Source organism: Pseudomonas sp. GW821-FHT02B10 (assembly GCF_059421865.1).
On record NZ_JBWKVU010000018.1, the window covers coordinates 1 to 17,503 of the forward strand.

Here is a 17,503-nt window from a genome sequence, read left to right on the forward strand (position 1 = left end):
GCAGCCGATCGCAGGCTGCGCCAGCGGCTACAGGGATATGCGTCTGTTATCGAACGTTGCCTGTGCAGAAACACCAACGCTGCGGCGCAAAGCTGCGGCTGTTTTGCAGCAATCGGCGGTGCAATCCGATAGGCGCTTGAACAGATGCCGGCTCCAGCCGTTATCGGCCCGATGTAGCCGCTGGCGCAGCCTGCGCTCGGCGGCGTAGCCGTCGTAAAACCCGATTGCATGTTCTCCCTGGTACACCGCGTTGCCTGGGTTTGCGTCTGCTGCGCAGCCGATCGCAGGCTGCGCCAGCGGCTACAGGGATATGCGTCTGTTATCGAACGTTGCCTGTGCAGAAACACCAAGGCTGCGGCGCAAAGCTGCGGCTGTTTTGCAGCAATCGGCGGTTCAATCCGATACGTGCTTGAACAGATGCCGGCTCCAGCCGTTATCGGCCCGATGTAGCCGCTGGCGCAGCCTGCGCTCGGCGGCGTAGCCGTCGTAAAACCCGATTGCATGTTCTCCCTGGTACACCGCGTTGCCTGGGTTTGCGTCTGCTGCGCAGCCGATCGCAGGCTGCGGGGATATGCGTCTGTTATCGAACGTTCCCTGTGCAGAAACACCAAAGCCGCAGCGCAAGCTGCGGCTGTTTTGCAGCAATCGGCGGTGCAATCCGATAGGTGCTTGAACAGATGCCGGCTCCAGCCGTTATTGGCCCGATGTAGCCGCTGGCGCAGCCTGCGCTCGGCGGCGTAGCCGTCGTAAAACCCGATTGCACGTTGTCCCTGGCACACCGCGTTGCCTGGGTTCGCGTCTGCTGCGCAGCCGATCGCAGGCTGCGCCAGCGGCTACGGGGATATGCGGCTGTTATCGAACTTTCCCTCGTAGAAACACCAAAGCCGCAGCTCAAGCTGCGGCTTTTTTCTGCCCCGAGGCATCAGCGTCCGTGGCGCAGGCGCCCGATCAATGCATCCAGGCTGAGTTTGCCCGGGCCCTGGAACAGCAGCGGCAGCAGCGCCGCCAGGTAGATCACCGGCAGTTTGAAGTTGCCGTGGCCCTTGTTGCTGATGGCGTAACCCTGGGCCAGTTCACTGAGGCTCGACCAGTCGGCCGGCCAGTGCACGGCGGCGGTGGCGACCACAGTGACCACGATCAGTACCAGCGCGGCGCAGCGGGTGCCCAGGCCCAGCAGCAACGCCAGGGGGCACAGCAGCTCGGCCCACATCGACAGCTGCCAGTTCAGGCTCGCCGGCAACTGGTCGAAGGGAAACGGGAAGGCGGACTGGATCTGCTGGAACCAGTTTTCCCCCCGCCATTTTTCCAGGCCCGACTCGAAGAACTCCCAGGCCAGCAACAGGCGCAGGCTGAGGAGCGCGACCCAGGGGGACAGGCGATTGAGCTGGCGTTGCAGCCCGTCGAGGGCGGACGACAGTGTGAGGATCATGAGGTGGATCTCCTGGGCAAAGTGGGGGGCATTACAAAAGCGGCGCCGCCTGCGACGTCGATCGCAGCGCCTGCGCCAGCGGCTACCGGGGCGGCATCAGCTCAGCGCGGGCTCAGGGCCTGGCGTTGCCGGCGTTTGTTGGCCTGGGCCAGCTTGCCCAGCAGGTTGATCGCCATGGCCGAGCAGGTGAGCGTGAAAGGCAGCAGGTACCAGGCGCTCAAGGGGATGCGTTTGAAATTGGAGAAAGCGAATATCGCGGCGATCACCCACATGCCGGTGGTGTGCAAGCGTTTCCAGGCCGTGCGGCTGAGCAGCGAGGCCGGGCCTTTGAACGAGGTCAGGGTCAGCAGCAGGATAAACAGGTAACCCACGGACCCGGGCAGGTTGCCCAGGGTGCTGCGGCCGGGCCAGAACTCCGGGTTCAGTTGCCCGTAGCTGTAGATCAGCAGCGCGTGGACCAGGTGCGAGAAGGCGAACGCCAGGCCGATGAAACGGCGCTCGCGCACCAGCGTCTGGCTCAGGGGAGAGGGCAGCAGCACGGCGAATGCCGAGGCAGTGAAGGCCAGCAGAAACAGCACGAAGGACGAACGCGCAGTGGCGCGGATGGCGCTGCGGGTGGCCTCGACCAGGTTCGGCTCGAGCAGCAGCACCAGCGCGGTCATCAGCAGCACGGCGGCGGCCAGTAGGCTGAACAGCCGCCAGCCGTGGAAACGCAAGGGGAGGGTTTGAGTGGGCATGAGAGGCTCCTTGAGGTTGGGCGCCGCTGTCGCGGCGCGTCCCAGGAGTTTTGCAAGGCCGTGTATCTCGGCTGTGTCGGCGAAGGGTGGTTATGTATGCCTGTGTAGCGAGGCGCTCAGAGGCTGGCCTTGTTGCTGACCAGGATCAGCTCCGCGCACAGGCCGCCGCCCTGGCGATTGCTCAGGCGCAGCGAACCACCCAGGGCCACCGCCAGTTGCTGGGCGATGGCCAGCCCCAGGCCGGTGCCGCCGGTGTCGCGATTGCGCGAGCTTTCCACCCGATAGAACGGCTTGAGCACTTCGGCCAGTTGCTCTTCGCTGATCCCCGGGCCGCGGTCCAGGACCTTGACCGACAGGCGATCGCCCGCTTCGGCCTGGACCTCGATCCGCGCCGCGCCAGAGAACTTCAGCGCGTTGTCCACCAGGTTCACCAGCACCCGGCGCAGGGCGTGGGGGCGGGTGTCGATCAGCGCGCCGTTCTTGCCGGCCAGCTCGACGTCCTGGCCGGTATCCTGGTAGTCGAACACCAGGCTGTCGAGAAACGCGTCCAGGTCGATGCGGCAACTGGCCTCGGTGGCGCCATGGATGCTGCGGGCATAGGCCACGCCTTCGCGCACCAGGTGCTCCATTTCGCTCAGGTCGTTCCACAGCTTGTCCTTCTCGGCGGAGTCGTCCATGAACTCGGCGCGCAGTTTCATGCGGGTGATCGGCGTCTGCAGGTCATGGGAGATCGCCGCCAGTAGTTGCATGCGTTCCTTGAGGTAGGCGCCGATCCGCGCCTGCAGGGCATTGAAGGCCTTGGCCGCGTGCACCACTTCGATCGGGCCTTTTTCGTCCAGGTGCACGCCGTGGGTGTTGGGGTCGAGGCTGTCCACCGCCTGGGCCAGCCGGGTCAGCGGGCGCACGGCGATACGTACTGCCAGCCAGGCGCAGAGGATCAGCACCAGCAACTGCCCCAACAGCACCGCCGGCAGCCAGGGCGACATCGGCGTCAGCGCCGGGCGCACGTCGATGGTCAGCGGGCTGCCGTCGGCCAGTTGCAGGTGGGCCTGATAGTGCTGGCGCGGTCCGGGGATGGTGTTGAATGTCAGGCGGTAGTCGCCGCCAATGGCGTTCTTGATCGAGTTCACCGAGACCGGTACATCGGCGCTGTCCATGGGCTGGCCGGGTTCGCCGGCGCTGAGCAGGTAGCCATAGTTGCGCCGTTGCAGGCGCGGCAGCCAGGCGGGGCGCTCGGCGGCGGGCAGGCGGTCGAGGATGGCGATGGAGGTGGCGACGTCGCTCTCCAGGTTGCCGAGCATGGTCATCTTCGCGCTCTGGTAGCGCTCGTAGGACTGCGCGGCGAACGACAGGCCCTGGGCCAGCGCCAGGCCGATCAGGAAAATCAGCGACAGTCGCGAGGCGAGGGTGCGCGGCCAGTGCAAGGCAAGCTTCATGACGCGGCCTCGAGGATCTCCACCGGCAGCGAGAACACATAACCCTCGCTGCGCACGGTCTTGATGTAGGCCGGTTCGCGAGCGTCGTCCAGCAGGCGCTGGCGCAGGCGGCTGACCAGCAGGTCGATGGAGCGGTCGAACAGGTCGGCGTCGCGGCCCTGGGTCAGGTTGAGCAACTGGTCGCGGTTGAGCACCCGTTGCGGGTGGTCGAGGAACACCCGCAGCAGCCGGTATTCGGCGCCGCTCAGGGCGACCAGGGTGCCGTCCTGGTCCAGCAGGTGGCGCGCGGTGGTGTCCAGGCGCCAGCGGCCGAAGCCCAGCAGGCGGCCGCTCTCGGTGACCACCAGATTCGGCGGCAGCATGCGCGTGCGCCGTAGCACGGCATTGATCCGCGCCAGCAGCTCGCGGGCGGCGAAGGGCTTGACCAGGTAATCGTCGGCGCCCATCTCCAGGCCGATGATACGGTCGGTCTCGTCGTTGCGCGCGGTGAGCATCAGCACCGGCGTGGCCTTGTGCTTGCCGGCGCGCAGCTCGCGGCACAGCAGCAGGCCGTCGTCGCCGGGCAGCATGATGTCGAGCACGATCAGGTCCACCGGGGTGGTTTCCAGGAAGCTGCGCATCTGCCTGCCGTCAGCCACTACCGTGGTGCGCAGGCCGTTCTTTTTCAGGTAGTTGCCTACCAGCTCTCTGATCTCGCGGTCGTCATCGACTATCAATACGTGATCGACATGATCCATGGGGTTGCCTCTGTATAGGGTCGTGCTGCCTAGTCTATAGGGCCCGTGCGGGCCTGCCTGCGGCGCTTTGTATTGCAGTGTATCTGGCGCCTGGCTGAATACACGGCGATGCAAAACAGGGTTTTTCCGACGCCTTTGTATCGCTGTGTATCCCCCGGCTGCATGGATACGCAGGGACACCGCAAGGGCGGTTTGCCGACACAGGCGCGATACCTTGCGCGCATTCAATGGGCTCCATCGAGGCACAGCCACTGGCCTCGCTGCCAAAACCCATTGTCGCCCGAGGAAACCATCATGCAACGCACTGCCCTCTACGCCGCCTGCCTGTTCGCCGCCCTGAATATCTGCACCCTGTCGGCCCGCGCCGAAAGCACGGTACAGGTCCAGACCTACAGCTACGGCACCCAGCTGGATATCCAGAAAGTCTTGTCGATGACCGAAGACGCCGAGCCGAGCTGCGGCGTGGTCAATGCCCACATGACTTACCTCGATTCCCAGGGCCGCACCCAGGCCCTGGATTACCGCAAGTTCGCCAACAACTGTAACGACGGCAACTGAGTGCACTCACTTGTCATGTAGTCCCTGTTGAACATGAGGATCAGCCCATGAACACCCTGAAAACCTGCCTGCTTACCCTGACCTTGACCCTGGCCGGCGTGGCCGTGGATGCCAGCGCCGCCGATGCGTCCTGCACGACCTGCTTCCAGCTCGCGCCCTTGAGCCAGGGCGGCCAGCCAGAGCGAGCGGCGCCGCTGCTCGCCGAAGGCGGCTACGAGCGCACCCCGCAAGGGATGCGCGCCGACAATCAGGCCTGAACCCGGCCTGCCACCCCTGGATACGCCCGCCATCGATGGCGGGCGGGACATTGACCGATCACAGGTGATGCCATGTTGCTCATAGCGTTTCTCGGCGGGGTCCTGACCATCCTCAGCCCCTGCATTCTTCCGGTGGTGCCGTTCCTGTTCGCCCGGGCCGACCGCTCGCGCGGCTCGGTGCTGCTGACCCTCGGCGGCATGGCGCTGACCTTTGCCCTGGTGTCGAGCCTGGCGGTGGTCGGCAGCGACTGGATCGTCCGGGCCAACGGCATCGGGCGCCAGCTGGCGCTGATTGTGCTGGGGCTGTTCGCCTTGTCGCTGATCTTTACCCGCTTCGGCAACTGGCTGGCGCGGCCCTGGGTCAGCCTGGGCAATCGCCTGGACGGCCTGCGCCTCGATCGGGCGCGCAAGGTCTCCGGGCCCTTGGCGGCGCTGTTGCTGGGGGTGGCCACCGGTCTGCTCTGGGCGCCCTGTGCCGGGCCGATTCTCGGGGTGATCCTGACCGGCGCCATGCTGCAAGGGGCGAGCGCCCAGACCAGCCTGTTGCTGCTGGCCTACGGCCTGGGCAGTGCCCTGTCCCTGGGGCTGCTGATCTTTGCCGGAAGAGGGCTGGTCAACCGGCTCAGGCCGTCCCTGCCGGCCACCGCCTGGCTGCGCCGCGCCGCCGGTTACCTGGCGTTGCTGGCGGCCGTGGCGATCGGCAGCGGGGTGGACGACCGCCTGCTGGCCAGCACCTCGTCCCAAGGCGGCGCGGCCCTCGAGCAAGGCCTGCTGAAGAGCGTGCCCAAGGCCCTGGACTACCTGATCGACAAGGCTGGCGCGGCACCCGCCGAGACGCTGCCGAGCAAGGGCCCGATGCCTTCGCTGAGTGGCGCGGTGCAATGGTTGAATTCGCCGCCGCTGGACGCCGAGGCCTTGCGCGGCAAGGTGGTGCTGGTGGACTTCTGGACCTACGACTGCATCAACTGCAAGCGCAGCCTGCCGTATGTGAACGCCTGGGCGAAAAAGTACGCCAAGGACGGGTTGGTGGTGATCGGCGTGCACACCCCGGAATACGCCTTTGAAAAGGTCATCGACAACGTCAAGGCCCAGGTGCGCAAGCTGGACATCGGCTACCCGGTGGCCATCGACAACAACTACGCGATCTGGCGTGCCTTCGACAACCAGTACTGGCCGGCCCACTATTTTGTCGACGCCCGCGGCCAGGTGCGCTACAGCCACTTTGGCGAAGGCCGTTACGAGACGCAGGAACAGGTGATCCAGCAGCTGTTGCGCGAAGCCAAGGCGTCTTGAGGGGCCGGGTTGCCGATTGGGGGGCCGGGCGGTGGGGCAGGCACACCGCGTTATTCAGAGCGCCAGCCAGCCTCTACAACCACCAGCGCAGCAGGAAAAAGAACGCCATGCTCAGCAGCATGCTGACCAGGGTGTTGCGGGTGTAGATCACCAGCACGATGGCCACCAGCGAGCTGATCAGGTACGGGTTGTCGTAGGCCAGGTTCAGCTGGTGCTCGGGCATGAACACGATCGGCCCGCAGATCGCGGTGAGCATGCCCGGTACGGCGAAACCGAGGAACTGCCGGGCGTTGCTGCTCAGGCGCACCGGCAGGCGCGGTTCGAGAAACACATAGCGGTTGAGAAATACCAGCAAGCCCATGCCGAAAATCACTGCCCAGACCATCATGTGCGCTCCCGGTAGAACTTGTTGCAGAGAAAACCCGCGGTCATGCCCATCAGGCCCGACAGCACCAGGGCCGAGCCCCATTGCCAGTAGCTGAACAGCACCGAGCAGAACAGCGACACCGCCACGCAGACCACGGTCGGCACGTTGCGCACCAGCGGCGTGATCAGGGCGATAAAGGTCGCGGCGATGGAGAAGTCCAGGCCCAGGTGTTCGAGCCCGGGAATGGCGCGCCCGAGCACGATGCCGGCCAGGGTGAACAGGTTCCAGGCGATGTAGAAGGTCAGGCCCACGCCGAGGGCGTACCAGCGGTCGAACTGCTGCTTGTCGTGCTGGCTGGTCAGGGCAAACAGCTCATCGGTGAGCAGGAACCCCAGGCCGACCCGCCAGCGCCCCGGCAGCGGCGCAATCACCGAACGCATGCTCATGCCGTACAGCAGGTGCTGGGAGGTCAGCAGCAGGGTGGTGAGCAGGATCGAGAAAATCCCCGCGCCGCCCTTGAGCATGCCGATCGCCACCAGCTGCGCGGCGCCGGCGAAGACGATGCTCGACAAACCCTGGCCTTGCAGGGGCGTGAGGTTGGCCTCGATGGCCATGGAACCCGCCAGCAGCCCCCAGGGCGCGGTGGCCAGGGACAGCGGCAGGATGGCAACGGCACCGCGCAGGAACGCGGTGCGGGGAAGAACAATGCTGGACATGACAGCCTGCAATCAAGGAACGGGAACCGACTGTGCCAGCCCGCGACGGAAATGGCTTGAACGATCTTGCGCACTTGGCGCCGATGGTCGTTATTTCGTTCACCCCGCAGATGCTTCTGTAGGAGCGGCCGGTCGACGCTCGATTGCCGGCGATTGGGGTAATGCTGTGTGCCTGATACGACGCCTCGCGAGCAAGCTTCGCTCCTACAGAGGCTAGTATTCACCGCGAGTCCATGACCGGTTCGTAATCTGTCGGCCATGGCGCCAACCCGATCTGTCTGCTACAACGCTTCGCTAGCATCGGCCGGCTTTTCCCGTGGGGGGAGGCGGCCTGTCATCTTCCTGCAACAGCCCCGTGCCAAGAAGAGTGTCTGGCCGCTACCGGCCAGGTCACTACGGGGCCGTTCATTCACTGCCCCATCCCAAGGAGAGGGTCTATGAGAAAACTGTTCGCAACCGCGGCACTGGCCGCGCTGATGATCTGCACCGTCGGGGTCAGCCAGGCACGAGAGGCGCGGCAGCAGCGCGACTCGGTCGCCGGGGTGTTCGACTACTACCTGCTGTCGCTGTCCTGGTCGCCGACCTTTTGCCTGACCCATCCGGAAAACGAGCAGTGCTCCGGCAAGGGCTACGGTTTTGTCCTGCATGGCCTGTGGCCGCAATACGCCAAGGGCGGCTGGCCGCAGTCCTGCCCGCCCTTGACGCAGCTGAACGCCGAAGAGCGGGCCAAGGGCCTGACCCTGTTCCCCACCGCCAAGCTGATGGAGCACGAATGGAGCAAGCACGGCACCTGCAGCGGGCTGGGCGCCATGGGCTACCTGGAGACCTCCGACCAGGCCCTGGGCAAGGTGAAGATTCCTCAGGTGCTGGAACCTTCGACCACCGTGCATTACTTCGAGGCCCGGGAGATCGAACAGTTGTTCCGCCAGGCCAACCCGGGCATTCCGGAGAAGGGCGTAGCGGTGTTGTGCAGCGGCCCGGAACTCTCCGAAGTGCGGGTCTGCCTGGACAAGAACCTGGGGTTCGGCGCCTGTGGCAAGGGTGTGCGCACCCAGTGCCGCCAAGGCGATATCCGCATACCGCCGATTCGCTGACCGGCGAGCGGCCAGGGGGAGGCGGCATAGGCTAGCCTGAGCATCTATGGTTGCAAGACGCCCGTCTTCGTCCAAGGAGCCCATGATGCTGCATATCCGCACCCCCCTGATCCTGCATCCCGGGTTGTCCACGGCCACCCGGCGTATCTGGCTCAAGCTGGAAAACCTGCAGCCCGGCGGCTCGTTCAAGATGCGCGGCCTGGGCCTGCTCTGTACCCAGGCGGCGCGGCAGGGCAAGCGCCGCGTGGTCTGTCCCTCCGGCGGCAATGCCGGGCTGGCCACGGCGATGGCGGCGGCCAGCCTTGGCCTGCAAGCCTGCATCGTGGTGCCGCAGACCACCGCGCAAACCACCCGCGAACGCATCGCCCGGACCGGCGCCGAGGTGCTGGTGCATGGCCAGGTCTGGGATGAAGCCAACGAACGCGCACTGCAACTGAGCAGCGCTGCCGACAGCGAATACGTGCCGGCCTTCGACCACCCGGTGCTGTGGCAAGGGCACAGCAGCATGGTCGATGAAATCCTCGAAGACTGTCCGCAGGTCGACACGATAGTGGCGTCGGTGGGCGGCGGAGGCTTGTTGGCCGGCATCCTCACCGGCCTGCTGCACCACCAGCGCCAGGACTGCCGGATCATCACCTGCGAAACCACCGGCAGCGCTTCCTTTGCTGCGGGGCTGGCGGCCGGGCACCCGGTCAAATTGGCGCAGATCGACACCGTCGCCAGTTCCCTCGGCGCGGCCCAGGTGGCGGCCTGGCCGTTGCAGCAGATCCAGGGTTTTCCCTATCAGTCGCTGGTGTTGTCGGATGCCGAGGCGATCCTCGGCGTGGTGCGTTATGCCGACGATCTGCGGCAATTGGTGGAGCCGGCCTGCGGCGTCTCGCTGGCGGTGGCCTACCTCGATCACCCGGCCATCGCCGCGGCGCGGGACGTGGTGATCGTGGTGTGCGGCGGCGTCAGCATCAGCGCCCGCCAGGTGGCGGACTGGGGCGCGTCACTGCCGGGCTGAAAGCGCCTGGTGTATGCTGGCCGACCTGTTGTACCTGTGGTTTTACGGAGGGTTCGGATGGACGCCACCACATTGTTTTTGTACGTCGTCACCGTCAGCGCGGTGATGATGACCCCGGGGCCGTCGATGCTGCTGGCTCTCAATAACGGTGCCACCCATGGCATGCGCATCGCCGGTTGCGGCATGGCTGGCGCGATGCTGTCCGACCTGCTGCTGATCGGTGCGGTGGGCTGCGGCCTGGGGGCGTTGCTGCAAGCCTCCGAGCAGCTGTTTTCCATCGTCAAGTGGGGCGGTGCGGCATACCTGTTGTACCTGGCGTGGGTGCTGTGGAAGGCGCCGACAACGGCGCTGGCCGCGCAGAGCAGCGGCGCTGCCAGCAGCGGGCGCGGGGCTTTCATGCGCTCATTACTGGTGGGGCTGTCGAACCCCAAGGGGTTGCTGTTTTTCTCGGCCTTCCTGCCGCAGTTCGTGCGCCCCGACCAGCCGGTGGCGCAGCAGTACCTGATCCTGGCGCTGGTCAGCACGGCGATCAATTGCGTGATGATGGCGACCTATGCTTTTGGCGGGCGCTATGCCATGCGCACCTTCTCCGCGCGGGCGATGCTGTGGATCAACCGCAGCTGCGCCGGCATGCTCGCGGTGCTGGCGCTGGGCCTGAGCCTGTATCGGCGCAGCGATATCCGTTGAGTCTGCATTAGTCTGACCTGCCGGCGCGCTGCGCCTATCGCCAGCAAGCTGGCTCCTACAGGCGTTGCGGCGAGCGCGGACTCGCGGCAGGCGCCGATCCTGTAGGAGCGCAGCTTGCTCGCGAGGCGGTGTGTCAGGCACACCGCGTTGTCCCTGGCGTGACCTTTCTGAAACAGCCTCTAGAACCTCAAGGTCGCGCCGCTGGTCAGCCAGCGGTCGCGGCCTTCGTTCAACTGGCCACCGAGCACTAGGTCGAGGTCCAGGTTCGCCCCCAGGTGCAGCCGTGGCCCGGCTTGCCAGGCCTGCTCGCCGCCGCGCTGGCCGTAACGCTCGGCGACCAGGGTCAGGCGTTCGCCCAGGTCGTATTCGAAGCCTCCGCCCCAGGTCCAGTGGTGGTTCTGCTGGCCGTCGTCATAGGCGTGGGCCCAGCCGGCGTTGAGGTTCAGGCGCAGGCTGTCCAGGGGCTGATAAGTCAGGGGCAGACTGATGTCGCCACCGTCGAACGAGTGGTTGCGGTTGAGGGCGAAATGCGCGGACGTCGCCAGCGCCAGTTGCAGGCCCAGGTCTTCGCGGTTCCACAGTTGCGCCTTGAGTTGCGGGCTCAGCTGGGTTTCGCCGTGGCCATCCTCACGGTTGCGCTCAATGGCGGCACCCACCTGCAACCAGGGCAGGCCGGCGAAGGTGCAGGCCGGGGAGATCACCGCGCCATGGTTGGAACCCTGGTGACGCAGGCTCTGGTACCAGATATCCAGGTTGCATTCTCCCGGGGAGTTGATCGCGCCATCGTCCACCACATAGGCGCCGCCCGCGGCGTTGGCCTTGGCGACCAGGGTCAGCAGGCCGATCAGGCTCAGGGTGATGGTGACGAACATCAGGTTGCGCCGCAGCATGCGCCGTTTCGCCGGGGGCAGGTCGCGGGTGAGGCTGGCGAAGCGGCTGTGGCGCGAAGGGCTGTATTTGGACATGTCGGTTCTCGCTAAGGCATGGGCAGCGGCCGCGCTGTGTGGGCCGCTGCGTAGTCGAGTGGGGAAGTAGTCGAGTGGGGAAAAGGGTCATTGCCAGTCGCTCACTGACAGGGTCTGGATGCCCGCGGCCCTGGCCAGGGCCACCAGCTCTTCGGTGTCGTCGCCGCCGGGCAGGGCGATCACCATGTCGGGCCGGCTGTCACGCAGCATGAAGGCGTTGCGCAGGCGTTCGGCGAGCTTGCCGTGCAGTTGCCAGTTGGCCGGGTAACGCACGATGTCGGCGCCGATTTCCCGGCCCCAGTCTTCTATTTCTGCGCCGAGGAACTGGTTGCCGCCGTGGATCAGCACCTGCACTTCATGCAGGCGCTGGAAGGCGTCGAGCACCCGCCGGCACAGCTGGACGTCGGCGCAGTGGCGCCCGGCGCAGATCAGGACACGCATCGTGCGGTCTCCTGCGCCGTCGGCTGGATGCTCAACGGGTTGTCCAGCAGCATTTCGCCCAGTTCGGCGTTATCCAGGTCGCGCTCGCCGGCCCGCTCCAGCGCCGGATAGGCCAGGGCCGCGATGTGGTGGTGCACGCGCCGGTAGTCGCGCAGCACCCGCTGGAAAATGTCGCCGGACTCGGCCCAGGCCGTGCGGTCTTCGCGCAGGCTGCGAAAGTGCTCGCGGCTGGCGTCGGCTTCCAGCCGCCTGACCAGTTCCTTGCGGTTCACCAGTTGGTGGGCGTTGGCCAGGTCTTCGCGCAGGAACACGGTGATCGCCAGGCTCAGGCTGTCGACCACGGCCTGGTGCAAAGGCTCGATGCAGTCCAGCTCGAACACCGAGAACTGCTCGCCACGCCGCAGCCGGCGCGCCGCCAGCTGGGTCAGGCTGCTGGAGAGGATGTCGCCGGCGTGTTCCAGGTTGATCACGAACAGCAGGATTTCCTGGGCACGGTCGGCGTCCTGGTCGCTGATGCCGTCCTGGCCGATATCCGCCAGGTAGGCGCGGATCGCGGCGCTGAGCAGGTCCAGCGACTGGTCGATGCGCCGCACCTCATCGGCGCCGGCCGGGGTCGAGGCCTGGAACAGGCGCAGCACCCGGTCGAGCATCAGCGACAGCATGTCGGCCAGGCGCAGGGCTTCGCGGGCGGCGTTGGACAGGCCGATATTGGCCACCGCCAGGCCGGCTTCGTCCAGGTAGTGCGGCATGCCCGGGTCGATGTCGCGCGGCGGCTCCGGCAGCAGGCGGCTGAGCAGCGTCGCCATGGGCCCGGTCAGGCCGATGAACAGCAGGGCCAGCACCAGGTTGAACAGGCTGTGCAGGTACACCACCTGCAGGCTGGCATCGAGGGCGGCGACCGGCGTGCTCTGGGCGATCCAGGGCAGGCACGGCAGCAGCACGGTGACACCGCACAGGCGCACCAGCAGATTGCCCAGGGGCAGGCGCCGGGCGACGCTGGAATCGGCGTTGAACAGCGACGGCAGGGCGCCGCCGATATTGATCCCCAGCACCAGGGCCATGGCGGTCACCGACGACAGCAGCCCGGTGGCGGCCAGGGACGCCACCAGCAGCACCACGGCGACGCTGGAATGGCACAGCCAGGTCAGCAGCGCCGCCGCCAGCAGGGCGATCAGCAGGTCGCCGTCGAGGCCACGCATCAGCGCGGCGAACACCGGCGTGCCTTCCACTTCGCCCAGGGTGCCGCCGAGCATGCGCAGGGCCAGCAGCATCAGCCCCAGGCCGATCAGCGCGCAGCCGAGGCTTTCAAAACGCGAGTCGTCGCGCAGGCGGAACACGATAAAGCCCGCCAGCAGCACCAGCGGCGTGAGGATCGAGATATCGACGCTGAGCAGTTGCACCACCAGGGTCGAGCCGATATTGGCCCCGAGCATCACCGCCAGCGCGGGGGCCAGGCCCAGGGTGCCGGTGGCGGTAAAGGAGCTGGCCATCAGGCTCACCGCGGTGCTGCTTTGCAGGACCCCGGTGATGGCGATGCCGGACAGCAGGGCCATCCAGCGGTTGTTCAGGTGCTGCCCCAGCCACTGGCGCAGCTGGGTGCCGAAGCCGCGCAGCAGCGCCGAGGAAATCATCTGGGTGCCCCACAGCAGCAGGGCGATGGAGCCAGCGAGGTTGATCAGCAGAGTAGTTCCCGACATGAGGACTCTCCCTTGTGTGTTTCATGGCTTGGCGGATCGCAGCAGGCGGATGCAGCGGCGATGAAGGGCGCTGGCAAAGCCCAGCAGCAGGCGGATCTCGACCCCGCTCAGCAGGCCCCGGGCATATAGCCGCACGCTGGCCTTGGTCAGTAGGGTGGCGATCCGCTCCAGGACGATCACCAGCAGCGCGCGCAAGGCGCGTTCGGCCGATGACAGCAGCTCGATGATCGGTTTCATGCTGGGTGCTCCACTTGGGCGGGGCCCGGTGTTTGCGATACCTGGATGGGCGGTGCCTGGGGTAGCGCCGCCTTGCGGCTATCGCGAGCAAGCTCGCTCCTACAAGGGGGTGTGTTCTGTAGGAGCGAGCTTGCTCGCGATGGCAGCAAAGCGGACCGTCAGGCCCTCAGAACCATTGCTTGAAGCGACGGATATAGAGGGTCTTCATGGTCTGGGCGACGACGCAGTAGCACAGCAGGGTGCCGACCAGCCAAGGGAAGTATTCCCACGGCAGCGGTACCAGGCCGACCATTGCACCCAGCGGCGAGAACGGCACGTAGATGCCCAGGGCCATCACCAGGCCGGTCATCAGCATCACCGGCAGCGCCGCGGTGCTCTGGATGAACGGGATCTTCTGGGTGCGCAGCATGTGCACCACCAGGGTCTGCGAGAGCAGGCCTTCGATAAACCAGCCGGACTGGAACAGGGCGGCCATTTCCACGCTGTTGGCGGCGAACACGAACCACATCAGGGCGAAGGTGGTGATGTCGAAGATCGACGAGGTCGGCCCGATCCACAGCATGAAGCGCCCGATGTTCTTGGCGTCCCACTTGCGCGGCTTGCGCAGGAACTCCTTGTCCATCTTGTCCCACGGCAGCGACAGCTGGGAGATGTCGTACATCAGGTTCTGCAGCAGCAGGTGGATCGCCAGCATCGGCAGGAACGGAATGAACGCACTGGCCACCAGCACCGAGAACACGTTGCCGAAGTTGGAACTGGCGGTCATGTTCAGGTACTTCATGATGTTGCCGAAGGTCTCGCGGCCCTTGATCACCCCTTCTTCGAGCACCATCAGGCTCTTTTCCAGGAGGATGATGTCCGCCGATTCCTTGGCGATGTCGGTGCCGCTGTCCACCGAGATACCGACGTCGGCGTCGCGCAGCGCCGGGGCGTCGTTGATGCCGTCGCCGAGGAAGCCCACGGTATGCCCGTTGGCCTGCAGGGCCTTGAGTACCCGGGATTTCTGCAGCGGGGTGAGCTTGGCGAACACCGTGCGTTCTTCCACCAGGCGCGCGAGCACCGCGTCGTCCATGTGCTCGATATCCCGTCCGAGCAGCGGTTGGCCGACTTCCAGGCCGACCTCGCGGCAGATCTTCGCGGTGACGATCGGGTTGTCGCCGGTCAGCACCTTCACCGTCACGCCGTTTTCGCGCAGCGCGGCGATGGCCGGGCCGGCGGTTTCCTTGGGCGGATCGAGGAAGGTCAGGAAGCCTTCGATGATCAGCTCGCGCTCATCGCTGGCGCTGTACTGCTGGCGGGTCTGCCCCGGCGCCAGGTCGCGGGTGCCGACCAGCAGCACGCGGAAACCGTCGCGGTTGTATTCCTCGGCCAGCTCCAGCAGCGCCGCCCGGCGCCCGGCGTCGAGGGCCACGGTGACGCCGTCCTGGCGCACCCGGGTGGCGGTGTCGAGCATTTCCTCGACCGCGCCCTTGCACACCAGCAGGTGATGGCCGCTGGCGTCGGCGAGGATCACCGAGAGGCGCCGGCGGACGAAATCGAACGGCAGTTCATCGACCTTGCTCCAGGCGTCGGGCGCGCTGAACTTCGGGTTGTTTTCGGCGTAGCTCACCACCGCGCGGTCCATCAGGTTCTTCATGCCGCTCTGGTGATAGCTGTTGAGCCAGGCCAGTTGCAGCACCTGGTCGCAGCGGCTGCCGCTGATATCGACGTGGTGCTCGAGGATGATCCGGTCCTGGGTCAGGGTGCCGGTCTTGTCGGTGCACAGCACGTCCATGGCGCCGAAGTTCTGGATCGCGTTGAGGCGCTTGACCACCACCTTGCGCTTGGCCATGGCCGCGGCGCCCTTGGCCAGGTTGGCGCTGACGATCATCGGCAGCATTTCCGGGGTCAGGCCGACGGCCACCGCCAGGGCGAACATGAAGGCTTCGGCCCAGTCACCCTTGGTGAAACCGTTGATCAGCAGCACCACCGGCACCATCACCAGCATGAAGCGGATCAGCAGCCAGCTGACGCTGTTCACCCCGCGGTCGAAGGCGGTCTGGGTCCGCGAGCCGACGATGGAACGCGCCAGGGAGCCGAAGTAGGTGCGCGACCCGGTGGCCACCACCACCGCGGTGGCGGTGCCGCTGACCACGTTGGTGCCCATGAAGCAGATGTTCGGCAGGTCGAGCAGGTCCTGCTGGTCAGCCGCTGCTGTGCGATGGGCGGATTTCTCCTGCACCGCGCCCAGGGTATCGTACTTCTCCACCGGCAGCGCCTCGCCGGTCAGCACCGCCTGGCTGATGAACAGGTCGCGGGATTCGATCAGGCGGATATCGGCGGGGATCATGTCGCCGGCCGACAACTGCACGATGTCGCCGACCACCAGGTCGCGCATCGGCACTTCGCGCAGCGCGGCTTTCATGCCCATCTGCTCGCGCCGCAGCACGGTGGCGGTGGTCCGCACCATGGCCTTGAGCGCCTCGGCGGCCTTGGCCGAGCGGTATTCCTGCCAGAAACGCATCAGGCCGCTGGCCAGGACCATGACCAGGACGATGATTACCCCGGTCAGGTCGGTTTCCTCGCCGGCTTGCAGGGGCAGCCAGAAGTCGGTGAAGAAGCTGATGGCGGTCAGCGTCATCAGCACATAGATGAACGGGTTGTTGAAGGCTTGCAGCAATTGCACCAGGGCATGAGGCGGCCGGTCGTGGGCCACTTCGTTGAAGCCGTCGCGCTGCAGGCGGCCTTCGGCGTCGAGCTCGGTCAGGCCGTTGGCGTTCGACTTGACGTTGTCCAGGGTCACGCCAAGGCTGTTCTGCGCTTCGCGGGCGGCGCGCATCGACAGCCGGGTGTCGTCGCGGGTGGAGTTTTGCGAGGAGGAGGTGCGGGTTTTTACCGTAGTCATTACGTGTGCTCCTGCCGCAGGCTTGCGGCACGACACACAGACCACTCACCTATTCAAAGACGAGCGAACGTATGTCGAGCCGCAAGTAAGCGATCGATTCAGGTAGTTGCGTTTTATTGGTTTTAACGTTCGCCGCCTATTCAATGAACATGAACAGGCGACGAACCTACTACTGGCTTCGTCCATAAAAATGGCCACCAACTTTTAGTTGTAAGCAGGCAATAGGAAGTTGCCGAATTCCTTATTAGGGAAAACGTTCAGGAAGGACTTGAAAGTGCCTTCGGTTGAACTAGAAGTGCGAGTCCCGGGACAGGCTCAGCAGCAGGCCGGCCTGCATGAGGAGTCCGGCCAGGCTCCGACTCTGAGGGTCCTGGCTGTCGTCGAAACTCCAGCGTTGCTGGAGCCGGCAGGTGACCGGGCAGACGCGCCAGTTGGCCCGCGGCCGGGTTTGCGAGGAGGGGGTGGAATACAGGGTACCGACCCGGGAAACGGCCGCGCGCTCAGCGCAGGGCTTGACCCGCATGGTCGATGCAAAGGCGCGTACGCCGGGCATTACAGTGGATTTGAAGTTCATAACAGTTGCCTCGCGACCGGACTGGCTCCGGTGAAGGCAAGTTACGAAGGAGCGTCAAGCTCTAGCGCAGCTCACCCGACCGAAAAGTCGAGTCCCGTCATGTTCTGGGTTAAGTGCCCAGCCCTGCGCAAGCGCATCGACCAGACAGCGTCTAGATACTGTGTCCATTGGCTTCTTTTGTGAGTTGAAAAAAGGCCGGTTTGGCCGGCCCGCGCAATTTACTCAGGGCCACCTGTCAAGTCAAGATTAAATTGCCACGAATCATATGTTCGTTCAGCTTTAAGTAAGGTCTGTAGCGGAACTCAGATAAATGATGGGCAAGTTATATAAGGCAGTTCTGAATGACGGCCATAACAATGCTGGAGATAGTTATTGTGCTGTAGCCGTT

The 17,503-nt window shown here is 65.4% G+C and carries 18 protein-coding genes; 6 read left to right on the forward strand and 12 right to left on the reverse strand.

The genetic code is table 11. The features are described 5' to 3' along the window. Positions 1-922 precede the first annotated feature (922 nt). From AC07VU_RS28025 to AC07VU_RS28040, 4 genes are all read right to left on the reverse strand, one after another. Complete coding sequence (locus AC07VU_RS28025) at positions 923-1,429, reverse strand: HvfX family Cu-binding RiPP maturation protein (protein WP_495030878.1); 507 nt, start codon at positions 1,427-1,429, stop codon at positions 923-925. Between the two features lie 101 nt (positions 1,430-1,530). Next, entirely contained in the window at positions 1,531-2,166 is a 636-nt protein-coding gene (locus AC07VU_RS28030; protein ID WP_495030879.1) for a hypothetical protein, read from the reverse strand. 116 nt (positions 2,167-2,282) lie between these two features. Continuing rightward, positions 2,283-3,602 carry an ATP-binding protein gene (locus tag AC07VU_RS28035; RefSeq protein ID WP_053260890.1) on the reverse strand — a complete coding sequence of 440 codons (1,320 nt, stop codon included), beginning with the start codon at positions 3,600-3,602 and terminating at the stop codon, positions 2,283-2,285. Beyond that, positions 3,599-4,339 (reverse strand): response regulator, encoded by a 741-nt coding sequence (locus tag AC07VU_RS28040; RefSeq protein ID WP_023968023.1) that lies wholly within the window; start codon positions 4,337-4,339, stop codon positions 3,599-3,601. The genes AC07VU_RS28035 and AC07VU_RS28040 overlap by 4 nt, the downstream gene beginning before the upstream one ends. Positions 4,340-4,633: 294 nt before the next feature. Between AC07VU_RS28040 and AC07VU_RS28045 the strand changes: the two genes are divergently transcribed. From AC07VU_RS28045 to AC07VU_RS28055, 3 genes are all read left to right on the forward strand, one after another. Beyond that, entirely contained in the window at positions 4,634-4,897 is a 264-nt protein-coding gene (locus AC07VU_RS28045) for a DUF2790 domain-containing protein (protein WP_495030880.1), read from the forward strand. Positions 4,898-4,944: 47 nt separating this feature from the next. Next, positions 4,945-5,154 carry a hypothetical protein gene (locus AC07VU_RS28050; RefSeq protein ID WP_053260892.1) on the forward strand — a complete coding sequence of 70 codons (210 nt, stop codon included), beginning with the start codon at positions 4,945-4,947 and terminating at the stop codon, positions 5,152-5,154. A gap of 72 nt (positions 5,155-5,226) precedes the next feature. Continuing rightward, positions 5,227-6,447, forward strand: a complete 1,221-nt coding sequence (locus AC07VU_RS28055) for a cytochrome c biogenesis protein DipZ (protein WP_495030881.1) — start codon at positions 5,227-5,229, stop codon at positions 6,445-6,447. A 73-nt stretch (positions 6,448-6,520) separates the two neighbouring features. On the opposite strand, the gene AC07VU_RS28060 is transcribed toward AC07VU_RS28055, so the two are convergent. Continuing rightward, positions 6,521-6,832, reverse strand: coding sequence for an AzlD domain-containing protein (locus AC07VU_RS28060; RefSeq protein WP_009043562.1), 312 nt, complete (start codon positions 6,830-6,832; stop codon positions 6,521-6,523). After that, positions 6,832-7,530 (reverse strand): AzlC family ABC transporter permease, encoded by a 699-nt coding sequence (locus AC07VU_RS28065; protein ID WP_495030882.1) that lies wholly within the window; start codon positions 7,528-7,530, stop codon positions 6,832-6,834. The genes AC07VU_RS28060 and AC07VU_RS28065 overlap by 1 nt, the downstream gene beginning before the upstream one ends. 437 nt (positions 7,531-7,967) lie before the next feature. Between AC07VU_RS28065 and AC07VU_RS28070 the strand changes: the two genes are divergently transcribed. The 3 genes from AC07VU_RS28070 (at position 7,968) to AC07VU_RS28080 (ending at position 10,317) form a co-directional block, all read left to right on the forward strand. Next, complete coding sequence (locus AC07VU_RS28070) at positions 7,968-8,624, forward strand: ribonuclease T2 family protein (RefSeq protein WP_053260895.1); 657 nt, start codon at positions 7,968-7,970, stop codon at positions 8,622-8,624. A gap of 85 nt (positions 8,625-8,709) precedes the next feature. Next, a complete protein-coding gene (locus AC07VU_RS28075; RefSeq protein WP_495030883.1) occupies positions 8,710-9,630 on the forward strand; it encodes a pyridoxal-phosphate dependent enzyme in 921 nt (306 codons plus the stop codon). Positions 9,631-9,687: 57 nt separating this feature from the next. Next, positions 9,688-10,317, forward strand: coding sequence for a LysE family translocator (locus tag AC07VU_RS28080; protein WP_007920992.1), 630 nt, complete (start codon positions 9,688-9,690; stop codon positions 10,315-10,317). A 179-nt stretch (positions 10,318-10,496) separates the two neighbouring features. Here AC07VU_RS28080 and AC07VU_RS28085 read toward each other — a convergent pair whose 3' ends face one another. The 6 genes from AC07VU_RS28085 to AC07VU_RS28110 all read right to left on the reverse strand — a co-directional run bounded on the left by AC07VU_RS28085 (position 10,497) and on the right by AC07VU_RS28110 (position 17,115). After that, the gene (locus tag AC07VU_RS28085) at positions 10,497-11,282 is read right to left on the reverse strand and encodes a PA4824 family protein (RefSeq protein ID WP_495030884.1); all 786 of its coding nucleotides are present in this window, start codon (positions 11,280-11,282) and stop codon (positions 10,497-10,499) included. Positions 11,283-11,369: 87 nt separating this feature from the next. Beyond that, positions 11,370-11,723, reverse strand: coding sequence for a DUF2493 domain-containing protein (locus AC07VU_RS28090; RefSeq protein WP_274306634.1), 354 nt, complete (start codon positions 11,721-11,723; stop codon positions 11,370-11,372). Continuing rightward, complete coding sequence (locus tag AC07VU_RS28095; RefSeq protein WP_274306635.1) at positions 11,711-13,420, reverse strand: Na/Pi cotransporter family protein; 1,710 nt, start codon at positions 13,418-13,420, stop codon at positions 11,711-11,713. Before AC07VU_RS28095 ends, AC07VU_RS28090 begins: the two co-directional genes overlap by 13 nt. Before the next feature lie 21 nt (positions 13,421-13,441). Then, positions 13,442-13,657 (reverse strand): hypothetical protein, encoded by a 216-nt coding sequence (locus tag AC07VU_RS28100; RefSeq protein ID WP_007920984.1) that lies wholly within the window; start codon positions 13,655-13,657, stop codon positions 13,442-13,444. A gap of 166 nt (positions 13,658-13,823) precedes the next feature. Continuing rightward, entirely contained in the window at positions 13,824-16,541 is a 2,718-nt protein-coding gene (mgtA, locus tag AC07VU_RS28105; protein ID WP_277588623.1) for a magnesium-translocating P-type ATPase, read from the reverse strand. 289 nt (positions 16,542-16,830) lie between these two features. Next, positions 16,831-17,115 (reverse strand): hypothetical protein, encoded by a 285-nt coding sequence (locus tag AC07VU_RS28110; RefSeq protein ID WP_007920982.1) that lies wholly within the window; start codon positions 17,113-17,115, stop codon positions 16,831-16,833. Between the last annotated feature and the right edge of the window lie 388 nt (positions 17,116-17,503).